Annotated in this window: 9 protein-coding genes; 6 read left to right on the top strand and 3 right to left on the bottom strand. The window is 58.6% G+C overall.

What is annotated here, in order from left to right; genetic code table 11:
- Positions 1–122: 122 nt before the first annotated feature.
- The 4 genes from ACR3E7_RS19525 to ACR3E7_RS19510 are packed head-to-tail and all read left to right on the top strand — an operon-like array spanning position 123 to position 4,596.
- Positions 123–833: a GntR family transcriptional regulator gene (locus ACR3E7_RS19525; protein WP_480504737.1), complete on the top strand. Its 711-nt coding sequence runs from the start codon at positions 123–125 to the stop codon at positions 831–833.
- An 8-nt stretch (positions 834–841) separates the two neighbouring features.
- Positions 842–1,759 (top strand): dihydrodipicolinate synthase family protein, encoded by a 918-nt coding sequence (locus tag ACR3E7_RS19520; RefSeq protein WP_480504739.1) that lies wholly within the window; start codon positions 842–844, stop codon positions 1,757–1,759.
- A gap of 3 nt (positions 1,760–1,762) precedes the next feature.
- On the top strand, positions 1,763–3,259 hold the full coding sequence (locus tag ACR3E7_RS19515; protein ID WP_480504741.1) for an aldehyde dehydrogenase: 1,497 nt from the start codon (positions 1,763–1,765) through the stop codon (positions 3,257–3,259).
- Positions 3,256–4,596, top strand: a complete 1,341-nt coding sequence (locus ACR3E7_RS19510; protein WP_480504743.1) for an NAD(P)/FAD-dependent oxidoreductase — start codon at positions 3,256–3,258, stop codon at positions 4,594–4,596. Before ACR3E7_RS19515 ends, ACR3E7_RS19510 begins: the two co-directional genes overlap by 4 nt.
- Before the next feature lie 102 nt (positions 4,597–4,698).
- Here the strand turns inward: ACR3E7_RS19510 and ACR3E7_RS19505 are convergent, their stop codons facing one another.
- The 3 genes from ACR3E7_RS19505 to ACR3E7_RS19495 form a co-directional block, all read right to left on the bottom strand.
- Positions 4,699–6,252 (bottom strand): trimethylamine methyltransferase family protein, encoded by a 1,554-nt coding sequence (locus ACR3E7_RS19505; RefSeq protein WP_480504744.1) that lies wholly within the window; start codon positions 6,250–6,252, stop codon positions 4,699–4,701.
- Between the two features lie 168 nt (positions 6,253–6,420).
- A complete protein-coding gene (locus ACR3E7_RS19500; protein WP_170783644.1) occupies positions 6,421–7,371 on the bottom strand; it encodes a GlxA family transcriptional regulator in 951 nt (316 codons plus the stop codon).
- A gap of 237 nt (positions 7,372–7,608) precedes the next feature.
- Entirely contained in the window at positions 7,609–8,481 is an 873-nt protein-coding gene (locus ACR3E7_RS19495; protein WP_480504747.1) for a LysR substrate-binding domain-containing protein, read from the bottom strand.
- A gap of 133 nt (positions 8,482–8,614) precedes the next feature.
- On the opposite strand from ACR3E7_RS19495, the gene ACR3E7_RS19490 reads away from it, so the two are divergent.
- On the top strand, positions 8,615–10,135 hold the full coding sequence (locus tag ACR3E7_RS19490) for a trimethylamine methyltransferase family protein (RefSeq protein WP_170775603.1): 1,521 nt from the start codon (positions 8,615–8,617) through the stop codon (positions 10,133–10,135).
- Positions 10,136–10,247: 112 nt separating this feature from the next.
- Entirely contained in the window at positions 10,248–12,716 is a 2,469-nt protein-coding gene (locus ACR3E7_RS19485) for a GcvT family protein (RefSeq protein WP_170789027.1), read from the top strand.
- Positions 12,717–12,777: the final 61 nt, after the last annotated feature.

Raw genomic sequence — 12,777 nt, 5'->3', positions numbered from 1 at the left:
CGGATGATAAAATATTATAATTGTATACAACTTGCATTTTAAGGTATCTGACCGAGAGACAACCCCCATTGTCGCGATTCTGATTTCACAGATCGCAGGGGCGCGCGATGAGAGGACCTGAGATGAAAGATGCATCCCGGCGCAAGAAAACGCAGCTCTATGAGCATTTGAAAACAGCGGTGATGACGCTTGCACTGACGCCAGGGGAAGATTTGGACGAAGCCACGTTGTCAGAAGAGTTCGACTTGTCCCGCACGCCCTTGCGTGAAGTGTTCCGACTGTTAGCGGGCGAAGGGTATCTGGAGCTTCGCGAAAACCGCGGTGCGCGGGTAACCGGGATGTCGTACACGACCCTGCGTGATTTCTTTCTGGCCGCACCAATGATTTATGGGGCAATTCTGCGCCTTGCGGCAAAGAATGCCACAACTGCTCAACTTGCCGATTTGAAAGCCGCACAGGAAGGCTTCAAGACGGCATTGCGCTCGGGTTCGGGTGCGGACCGGGCAATGGCCAACAACCTGTTCCACGAGATTACCGGCACCATGGCAGATAACACTTATCTGTTGCCGTCCTTCAAGCGACTGCTGATTGACCACGCCAGAATTGGCATGACCTTTTATCAGCCGCAGGACCAACACATGGCCGAAAACCTATCAGTCGCCAGCAGTCAGCACGATGCCATCATCGCCGCCATCGAGGCGGGCGATGAGGCGGCTGCCGCGCAGCTCGCCATCGACCATTGGAACCTGTCCCGCGACCAGATCGAGCTGTTCGTCACGCCCGCAGGGCTTGATGTACCGCTTGGATCTTTTGCGCGCAAAACCCCTGCATGAGGATGTAAATGACACCCCTGTTCAAATTTGAAGGGATCTACACGCCCGTCGTGACCCCATATCACGAGGATGGCAGCGTCAACTGGGACGCGCTGTCGGATGTGATCGAATATCTCATCGAAAACGGTGTGCATGGCCTGATCTCGGGCGGGTCCACCGGCGAGAACTATGCGCAGCCGGTGGCCGAGCGCCTGGAGCTGGCGAAGTTCACCCATGAACGATTGAATGGCCGCCTGCCGCTGGTCGTCGGCACCGGTGCGATGATGACGCCGGATTCCATTGCGCTGGCGACAGGCGCGCGTGAGATTGGCGCAGATGCGATCCTGCTGGCCAGCCCGGCCTATTCGGTGCCCACCGACCGGGAAAACGCGCTGAACGCGCTGACCATCGACAAGGCGGCTGATCTGCCGGTGATGCTGTACAATTATCCGCACCGAACCGGCACCATGATGGGCGAAGAGTTTCTGGATCGCGTGGGTCGCAGCCGCAACTTCTGCGGCATCAAGGAAAGCTCGGGCGATATCAACCGGGTACACCTGCTGGCGCGTGACTATCCGCATATCCAGCTGGGCTGCGGCATGGACGATCAGGCGCTGGAATTCTTTGCCTGGGGCGCGCCGTTCTGGGTCTGTGGTGGGTCGAACTTCCTGCCAGCGGAACATGTGGCGCTGTACAATGCCTGCGTGGTCCAGGGGAACTTTGACAAAGGCCGCCGCATCATGTCGGCCATGCTGCCGCTGATGCATGTGCTGGAACAGGGTGGAAAGTTCATCCAGACCATCAAGCACGGCGTCACCATGAACGGTATCGACGCGGGCATCATGCGCCCGCCGCTGAAGGGTCTGAACAAGGATGACAAACGCGCGCTGGAACAGGTCACGCGCGTGTTGAAACGCAAAATCGCTGACATCGTGGCGGAGGGATAAGGCATGAGCTTGCTGACACAGGACGAATATAAATCCATCGCCGCGGGTCTGGACCTGCCCACCGGTGCCTTTATCGACGGCAGCTTCCGTCCGGCGATCTCGGGCAAGACCTTCACCAGCACCAACCCGGCGACCGGCGCGACTCTGACCGAGATCGCCGCATGTGGTGCGGAAGATGTGGATTTTGCCGTCGAAAAGGCGCGCGAAGCCTTTGACGATGGCCGCTGGTCGAAACTGCACCCGTCCGAACGCAAGGACATACTGATCCGTCTCTGCAAGCTGATGACCCGCAATGCGCGGGAACTTGCGGTGATGGAAAGCATCGATAGCGGCAAGACCATCTATGATTGCGAAACGGTGGATGTGCCCGAGACGATTCATTGTCTGAAGTGGCATGCTGAGGCGATCGACAAGATTTATGATCAGGTGTCACCCGCGTCTGACGATCACATCGCAATGGTCGTGCGCGAACCCATCGGTGTAGTCGGCCTTGTGCTGCCGTGGAACTTCCCTCTGCTGATGTTGGCGTGGAAGATCGGTCCGGCGCTGGCGGCGGGTTGTTCGCTGGTGATCAAACCAGCGGCGGAAACCACGCTGACGGCGTTGCGTGTGGCTGAACTGGCGATGGAGGCCGGTGTTCCAGCCGGTGTTCTCAACATCGTTCCCGGAGGCGGGGCCAATGTGGGCGAACCCATCGGGCGGCATATGGATGTCGACATGGTGTCCTTCACCGGCTCGACCGTAACCGGCAAACGGTTCCTGACCTATTCGGCGGAAAGCAACGCCAAAGAAGTGGTGCTTGAAATGGGTGGCAAGAACCCCGCCATCGTGATGGATGATGCGGAAAACCTGGACCGCGTGGCCCAGCATCTGGTCAACGGGGCGTTCTGGAACATGGGCGAGAACTGCTCGGCCTCGTCCCGCCTGATCGTGCACAAGGACGTCAAGGCCGAGCTGTTGGAGCGTATCGCGCATCATGCGAAACAGTGGAATATCGGCGACCCGCTGGACCCGGAAACCCGCATGGGCGCGCTGGTATCCGAGGGGCATTACACCAAGGTATGCGGCTATCTGGACCAGGCCGAAAATGTGCTGATCGGCGGCACTGCCAAGGATGGTTTTGTCGATGCCACCGTGGTCGAAGTTGCAGACAACAATGCCGTTCTGGCCCGCGAAGAAATCTTTGGCCCGGTTCTGTCGGTGATCGAAGTCTCGGGCTTTGACGAGGCGATCGCGGTCGCAAATGACACCGAATACGGCCTGTGTGCGTCGATCTTCACCGCCAATGCCAAACGCGCCATTCGCGGTGCCCGCGCCCTGCGGGCTGGGACTGTCACAGTCAACAGCTTTGGCGAAGGCGACATCTCGACCCCGTTTGGCGGGTACAAACAGTCGGGCTTTGGCGGCCGCGACAACTCGGTCCATGCCCATGATCAATATACCCAGCTGAAAACCATCTGGATTGATCTTGCCGATGACGCCGATGAGGCTGTGAATTGACGCGGTACACCGCTAAAACCCTGCCGGTCCAACGCGGACCGGCTGCTTGGAACACGATTCTGGGTCCGCAAGCTCAGCCGACGGAGCTGGACGAGGATCAGACTGCTGATTTTGTCGTTGTTGGGGCGGGCTTTGCGGGACTGACAGCCGCACGCCGTATTAGACAGTTGCAACCCGAGGCCAAAGTCGTGGTCATTGAGGCCGGTCGGATCGCCGAAGGCGCAGCAGGCAGAAACTCGGGTTTCATGATCGACCTGCCGCATGATCTGGCCTCGGACGACTATGCAGGCAGCGGTGACGATCGCAAGATGATTGATCTGAACCGACAAGCGATCCGTTTTGCCCGCATGGCCGTTCAGGAATATCAAATCGACCCGAACTATTTTGACCCGGCGGGCAAGGTCAATGGGGCGGTCAGCGACACGGCTGAGGCGCACAACAAAAGCTATGCGCAGCACCTGACATCGTTGGGCGAAGAAAGCCAGATGTTGGATGCTCGGCAAATGTATGAACTGACCGGCTCGCACCACTATACGTCAGGGCTTTACACGTCAGGTACGGTGATGTTGCAGCCCGCCGGTTATATCCGCGGGTTGGCGGACGGTCTGGTCGGGCAAGGCGTGCGTCTTTTTGAAAACAGCCCTGTCACCGGCTTTGCCCGCGAAGGCAAAGACTGGCGCGTGCAGGCAGAGAAAGGCAGCGTCACGGCACCCATGGTGATCCTGACCGTCAACGGCCACCTTGAAAGCTTTGGGCTCGAGCGCGACCGTTTGATGCATCTGTTTCTGTTTGCGTCGATGACCCCGGAATTGGGCAGCGATGCGTTGGAGAAACTGGGCGGCCAACCTCGCTGGGGAGTGACCCCGTCCGATCCCATGGGCACCACCATGCGCCGTATTGACACCGGACAAGGCGGCAACCGCATCATCACCCGAACCTGCGCCGCCTTACGCCCCGGCATGACCGCTACTGCTCGCGACCTGACGCGCGCCTCAAAGGTCATGCAGCGCAAATTCGACGCGCGCTTCCCCCAGCTTGCTGGCATGAAGATGCAGTACCAATGGGCAGGTCACCTGTGCCTGAGCCTGAACGGCGTTTCAGTCACCCGCGAAATCGACACCGGGGTCTATTCCGGCTGCGTACAAAACGGGCTGGGCACTGCGCGCGGAACCCTCACAGGTATCGCGGCGGCAGAACTCGCCTGCGGTCACAGTTCAGCCATCTCACAGCACTTCTCGGCAGAAGCTCAACCAAAACGACTGCCACCGCAACCCTTCAGAGAAATCGGCGGCAACGCCGTGCTTCGGTGGAAGGAATGGCGCGCGCGTGTAGAATAGTCAGGGCGCCGGGCGGATCCGCTCGGTCGCCCGCAACATTGTTTTCCCACCTCGAAAAAAAGCCCGCCTATTGAGGCGGGCCAGTACGGGGAGAGACTTTTCTCAGTAAGTCTGGTTCAGTTCATCAGCTGCAGGGATCTCACGTTCACGGCGCGCGATGTAATCCAATAGCTCTTCGTTCTTGGCTTCGTCCAATTTGGGTTCTTGGTACTCGGCCAACAGCTTTTTGGCGTGTTTCAACGCGCGTTCGGTAATCTCGACACTGCCTTCTGCTTGCCATTGCTCGATCGAGTTGTTGTCGAACAGTTCCGGCATGAAGAACGCCTCCTGGAAATTGTCTTGCGTGTGCGGATGGCCCAAGTAGTGACCACCGGGCCCAACATCTGGAACCGCGGCAAGCGCCTGATCGAAATCGTGCCATTTGGGGCCTTCTGCCATGCGATAGGCCATGGCGCATTGTTCCGCATCGACGATGAACTTGGCGACCGAGCAATGCATTCCCGCTTCGTTCCAACCGGCGGAGTGCCAGATATAGTTCGCACCGGCATGGATCACCGCACTGAGCGTTGTTGCGGATTCGTAGCCTGCCTGCGCGTCAAAGGTCTTGGCACCGCCCAAAGTGTTCGAGGTGCGCCACGGAACATCATAGAACCGCGCCATCTGACCGATCATGAAGTTCATCAGGCTGATCTCGGGTGTGCCCGCCATCGGCGCGCCGGATTTCATCGACACAGTCGACAGATAGTGACCCCAGATCGCCGGGGCCCCCTTGCGGATCACCTGTGTATAGGCCAGCGCCGACAAGGCCTCAGCCGTCAGCTGCGCCACGGTGGCGGGAACGGATGCCGGCGTGTTTGCGCCACCCAGCACAAAGGGCGAGCACAAAACGGGTTGATTGCGTCGGCTGAAAGCGCGCATCGCGCCCAGCATGGTTTCATCCCATACCAGCGGGCTGTTGCCATTGCAGTTCCCCGTGGTGACGGGATTGTTGTCGATGAACTCATCGCCGAACAGGATCGCGCACATATCCATCACGTCTTCGGCGTTTTTGGGCGAAGTGGTCATACCCATGAACATTTTGTCGGAATATTTCATGGACGAATATGTGATGCGCAAGTGACGCTGGCTGATCGGGTGATCGTAGGGCTCGACAATATGGTGGGCCGAGCTGTGCAGCGCCGGCATCATGTGGCTGAGCTTGTGGAACATCGCCAGATCTTCCAGCAACGGGTTTCGCCGCACATCCTCCAGATCTCGCAGGAAGGGCGCGCCGGTCATCGGCACGAAGACCGAGTGCTTGCCGCCCAGCATCACATTCTTTTTCGGATCGCGCGCGTGATATGTAAACTGCGCCGGGATGGTTGCGATCAACTCGCGCACCATGTTGCGATCCAGATAGACCAGTTCGCCAACGACCTTTGCACCAGCCTTCTTCCAGTCTTCCAGCGCGATCGGGTCGCGGAACTGGACACCGACATTTTCCAGAATGTCCATGGCCGCATTGTCGATCAACTCTACCTGGGCGCCGTCCATGACTTCACAAACCGGCAAGTTGCGGGTCAAGCCGGAAAGCATGTCGAACACCGGAGCGGTACGAATGGCCCGCCGGGCAGAACGACCGCCAGAGCGGGAACGGGTGCGAGTTTCTGTGGTCATCGGGATTCTCCAGGATTTTCACAGAATATGGCAGTTGCCGAACGCGGCTGCGTCAAAATGAGCGAAGCATATTTGATAGATGCGACATGATGGTGCCGCGTGCGACACGACAAGGGCCCGGGACTCGAATCAACCTTCGAAGCCCCGGGTCGGCCCTGGCGTATGAAGCTAGTCTATCTTGTTGCGCTGCGCGTGAGGCGAAACGCCAAAATGGGCACGATAGACTTTCGAAAAATGACCGGGGCTTTCATATCCGCAGGCCAACGCAATGTCGGTGATCGAATCCTCGGTCTGCAACAACAGCGTCCGTGCCCGGTCCATTCGCATTTCGACATAGTATTTTTTGGGAGTCGAATTCAAGTATTTGCCGAACAGCCTTTCAAGTTGGCGGGTCGAAATGCCGAGCTGCGTTGCAATAACCGAAGGCGAGACCGGCTCGTCGATATGATCGCGCATGACACGGATCGCGCCGACCAGATGTTTGTTGCGCATCCCATTTCTGGATTGCAAGGAAACGCGCTGTTCAGCGGTGGCGTTACGAACGGCGACATAGACCATCTGGTCTGCGACATCCAAGGCGAGGTCTTCACCGTGATCCGCTTCGATCAAATGCAGCATCAGGTCGGCGGTCGCCGTGCCTCCAGAGGCGGTGATGTATTTTTCGTCCGCGACAAAGACACTGCGCACCAGATTCACATCTGGAAACTCTTCCATAAAGCTGTCGTGATATTCCCAGTGGATGGCGGCTTTCATACCGTCCAGAAAACCGGCCTCTGCCAATATCCATGCGCCCGAGCACAGCGCACCGATCTCTGTTCCTTTCGCACGTTCACGCCGCAGCGCCGCCAACAAGGGGCGGCTGACATGATTGCGCATGTTGATGCCAGACAACACCAGCAACCTATGACATTTCGGGACGACAGAAAAATCCCCGTCCACCAGCGTTTCTGAACCGTTCGACGACGTAACCGATACCCCATCTTCCGAGCGCAAGGACCATTCGTATAGTTCCTTACCACTGATCAGGTTTGCAATTCGCAAAGGCTCGACTGCACAGGAAAACGCCAGATGCGAAAACTCATCCGTCAGAAAGAACACAAACTTTTGGGGTGGGGACATTAACGCCTCAATCGCCGCCTGGTCGCGCACCAAAACCGTTAAGGGTGCGCTTCTGCGCTATATCACTGTATTTTCTGCGTCAAGCGCACAAAGTGTTCAGGACAAAATGTGGACGGTCGAGGGTTACGTTCACGGGTCACACCATTCCGCGTCGGCTCTTCGGTATAGCAGCCCGCTTCTTTCAGCCGGTACTGGAAAATATTTGATGTAAGGCGAGACGGTCCCTTTTGTGCAGGTCTATCCGGCTTCTGCTTGCGCGGTGGCAAGAAGCCATTCCTTGACCCTCTGCGCATCATCAGACAAGGGTCTTCTCTTCGACCAGATAAGGTAAAACCCCTTCCCCGTTGTCCATTGCCATTCCGGTCTGGCCGCCAACAGACCTTGCTCAATCAGCCGGTCTGTCAGGTGTTTCCAACCGAAGGCAAAGCCCTCACCGGCCATGGCAGCCTGAAGGACCAGAGCATAGTCATTGAGACGCAGACCCGTTTGCGGCACCGCTGTATTGACCGAAAAATTCGCGAACCAATCTCGCCAACTTGGACGTTGACGAATGGGCTCTTCCAAGTGGATCAGGCGCTGGGTCAGCAGATTGGGCAAGCTACGCAGATCAACAGCCGCCGCCATGACGCGCGGTGATGCAACCGGATAGATCACCTCGGGCGCGATCAGGGCGCTTTCGCATTCCGGCCAGTTCCCGTCCCCCTGCCGAACAGCAAGACTGATGTTTTCCGCGTCGATGTCGGGGTCCCGGTCGCTGGACTGCAATCTCAGGTCAATTTGCGGGTGTTGCTGCTGCAAGTCAGCAAGGCGCGGCATGATCCAATAGTTATTGAAAGCCGTCGAAGCGCTGAGAGTCACATATCCGGTCTGACCAAGCTGTTGGATGGATGAGACAGAAAGAGCGAGCTGTTCAAAAGCGCGGGTTACATCGGCCAGCAACCTCTCGCCTGCCGTGGTCAGGACAACCTGACGGTGGCTTCGGGTAAAAAGCACCGTTCCCAACCCCTCCTCAAGACGTCGGATCGCGACACTGACCGCCGGTTGTTGGACGTTAAGCTCTTGCGCAGCCCGCGTGAAGGATTGAAGCCTTGCGGCAGCTTCAAATACCACGAGATGCCGCGGAGATCCGAGAAGTTTCCAGAGTTCTTGCATAAATACTGTTTATGCTACGCATTCTTTTTTTCAAGCATCACAGCGCCATTTCAAGGTCTTAATATGTCGAAAAAGAATGGAGTGATTCACTATGGCTCGGCGTTCGCGTCAATCCCGGTCCCACAGTTCAGAGCCCGGTTCGGTTCCGGCCTCCCCATACATCCAGCGCAAACTGGCGTTTTTCGACCCTCTGACCGAAGAGGCCCTGACGCGGCTTGAGGCACAGGTTGACTGGATTTTTCAGGATGTAGGCATCGCATTTCGCGACGATCCGCAGGCGCTGGATTTGTGGCGACGTGAAGGTGCGCGGGTCGAAGGGGATATTGTGCGGGCCGACGCACAATGGATTCGCAGCTTGTGCGCCAAGGCACCTAAGAGCTTTACCCAAATCGCGCGCAACCCCGAACGATCAGTGGTGATCGGAGAAGGCAATCAGGTCTTTGCACCTGTCTACGGCGCGCCCTTCGTACGCGACCTTGAGGGCGGTCGCCGCTATGGCGACATCGACGCGTTCGAAAAGCTGGTCAAACTGACCTACATGCACCCATATCTGCATCATGGCGGGTTCGTCACCTGCGAGCCCTGCGATGTTCCGGTCAGCAAGCGCCACCTGGACATGATGTTTGCGCATATGACCCTCAGCGACAAACCGCATCTGGGCGCAATCACCGAGATGAGCCGGGCGCAAGACAGTGTCGACATGGCCGAGATTGTCTTTGGCGCGGACTTCATGCGCGAAAACTGCGTCATCATGGGCAACGTGAACACGAATTCTCCGCTGCTGGTCGACCGCGTTGTCACCGAAGCGGCGCGAGTCTATTCGACTCGCGGCCAAGGCATGATCGTGGTTCCGTTCATCTTGTCCGGCGCAATGGGTCCTGTCAGTACTGCCGCCAGCGTCTCACAGGCCATGGCCGAGGCGATGATGGTCTGCGCCTATGTGCAACTGCTGCGCCCCGGCGCGCCCTTTGTCTTGGGCAATTTCCTGTCATCCATGTCGCTGAAATCCGGCGCACCGACCTTTGGCATGCCTGAACCGGTGATGTCGAACTATGCGATCGGACAACTGGCCCGTCGGGCTGGCCTGCCACTGCGCTGCGGCGGCTCGCTGACCGCCTCCAAGATCGAAGACGCGCAAGCCGCCTACGAATCCGCCGATTCCATGCACTCCACCATGCTGGCCGGAGCCAACTTCGTGCTGCACTCAGCCGGTTGGCTCGAAGGTGGCCTGTGCACCGGGTTCGAAAAACTGATCATGGATGCCGACCGTCTCGGCTCTTACCAGAAAGTGCTCAGCCAGGGCCTGGATACTAGTGACGAGGCCTTTGCACGCGACGCCTATGGCGAGGTCAAGGCCGGAGGACACTTCCTGGGCTGCGCCCACACCATGCGAAACTACCAGACCGCGTTCTATGAGCCCAGATTGAGCGACAGCGAAAATGTCGAAAGCTGGGAAGAAGGCGGCTCCAAGGACATGCGCCGCCGCGCCTATGAACGCTGGAACCAAATGTTGAACGACTACCAGCCGCCTGAAATGGACGAGGCCAAGAAAGAAGAACTGGCCGCCTATGTTGCCAAGCGCAAAGAAGAAATCCCAGACGCCTGGTACTAGCACCGGGATCTCTTCATCTGGCCAAAAATATCCTCGGGGGGAATCGCGCGCCAGCGCGGCGGGGGGCAGACAGCCCCCTTCCCCAGCCAAACGAAAGACACAGGACCCTCTCATGCCCGAGATTCAAAAAGATGAAACCACATCCGGCAAACAACTGCCCTCCCATGCCAAAGTCGTCATCATCGGCGGCGGCGTTGTAGGCTGTTCGATCCTGTTCCACTTGGCCAAGTTCGGCTGGAAGGACGTTGTCCTGCTGGAACGCGATGAACTGACCTCAGGCTCCAGCTGGCACGCGGCGGGTCAGATCCACACGATCAGCTCGGACCCCAACATATCGCGCCTGCAAAGCTATACCATCGATCTGTACAAAGAGATCGAGGAAACCTCGGGCCACTCGGTCGGCATGCACATCACCGGCGGTTTCTACGCGGCCTCGACCAAGGAATGGTACGATTATCTCAAGCGCGAGCGTTCGAAAGCGCGTTACATGGGCCTGCATCAGGAATTCATCAGCCCGCAGGAACTGGCCGAGCGTCACCCGCTGATCGACCCCAAACACTATCACGCCGCGCTCTGGGATGAGCAGGACGGCGACGTGGACCCCTCGGGCGCGACCTATGCCTTTGCAAAATCCGCCCGTCACCACGGCGCGCAATACTTCACCCATTGCGGTGTGACGTCGATGACCCAACGCCCTGATGGCAGCTGGGATCTGACCACCCCCAAAGGCGTCATTAACGCCGAGCAGGTCGTGAACTGCGGTGGCCTATGGGCGCGTGAGGTGGGCCATATGTCGGGCATCCACCTGCCGGTGCAGCCGATGGAGCACCACTATCTGATCACCGATGCGATCCCGATGATCAGGGACCGCATGGAGAGCCTGGGTGAAGCGGGTCGTCTGCCTGCGGGTATCGACTATGAGGCCAACATCTATTTCCGTCAGGAACGCCACGGCATGTTGCTGGGCACGTATGAGCCGAAATCGACCCCGTGGAAGGTCGATGGCACGCCGTGGGATTTCGGCCACGAACTGCTGCAACCTGATCTGGACCGCATCGCCGACCGTCTGGAAATGTCGTTCGAGCGTATCCCCGCCATCGGCGAATCCGGCATCAAGGACACCATCAACGGCCCATTCACCTTTGGCCCAGATGGCAACCCGATGATCGGCCCGGTTCCGGGCATGAAGAACTACTGGGTCGCCGTGGGCGTCATGGCGGGTTTCTGTCAGGGCGGCGGTGTTGGCCTGACCATGGCCGAATGGATGATCGACGGCGAGCCCTCGATTGACGTCTGGGCAATGGACGTCGCCCGCTTTGGCGAGTTCGCAACGCCGGACTGGGGCACCATCAAGTCCTCGGAAAACTACGAGCGTCGTTTCGTGATGACCTTCCCGAACGAAACGCTGCCCAAAGGCCGGATGCAGAAAACCACCGCGCTCTATGACCGTCTGGTCGAAAAGGGCGCCGTGATGGGGCAAGGCTTTGGTCTGGAAAACGCGCTGTGGTTTGCTGGCAACGCCGAAGACGCGCATGAAACCCCGACTTTCGAGCGGAACCGCAGCCACGACTATGTGGCGCGCGAAGTAAAAGCCGTGCAAGAGGCCGTGGGCGGCATTGAGATCGCCAACTTTGCCAAGCACGAGTTCAAGGGCGCCGGGGCGCGAGACTACCTAAACCGCACTCTTGCAGGCTATGTCCCGAAACCGGGCCGTCTGGCGCTGACCCCGATGCTGACCGAAAAAGGCCGTCTGTACGGTGACCTGACCGTGGCGTGTCTGGGCGATGACCATTTCATGCTGTTCGGATCGGGCGCAATGCAGGATGCGCACCGCCGCTGGTTCGAAAAGGACCTGCCTGCGGACGTGAGCTATGCCAATGTCTCGGATGACTGGCACGGGATCGCGCTGTCAGGCCCCAAATCGCGCGAACTGCTGGCCCGTATAACCCGCGACGACGTAAACGCCGATGCGCTTAAGTTCCGCGATCTGCGCCAGACCTTCGTAGGCGGCGTGCCGGTGATCCTGAACCGTATCTCGTTCTCGGGCGAGCTGGGCTTTGAGATCTATTGCAAGCCGATGTACCTGCTGCGTCTGGCCGAGGCGATCGAAGAGGCCGGGGCCGATCTGGGCTATCGCTGGTACGGCGCACGCGCGTTGATGTCGCTGCGCCTTGAAAAAGGCTGGGGCGTCTGGACCACCGATTTCCGCCCTGATTTCAATGCGGTCGAATCCGGCATGGATGTCTTCATCAACTGGAAGAAGGACTTTGTAGGCAGGGAAGCGACCGAGAAGTTCAAGGCAGACGGCGTGGCACGAAAGCTGGTCACCATGACCATCGACGTGGACGGCATCGACGTCTCAAACGACGAAGCGATCCTGAAAGACGGCGAAGCGGTCGGCTATGTCTCGTCCGGCGGTTACGGCCACCGTGTCGGCAAGTCGATGGCCATGGGCTATGTCGCCTCGGACAGTGCGGCACCGGGAACCAAGCTGCAGGTGGAAATCCTGGGCGAGTTCTACGACGCCGAAGTTCTGGGGGGACCTGCATACGACGCCAACGGTGCAAATATGCGCGCGTAGCCGAGGCATTTGTATCGCGAAAGCCGAAGTCGAACCGTCAATCTGTCGAGATGAACCTGCG

The sequence above is a fragment of the Ruegeria sp. BK1 genome (assembly GCF_056535645.1).
Note: the sequence above shows the minus strand (reverse complement) of the source record. Positions and strands in the feature narration are given on the sequence as shown.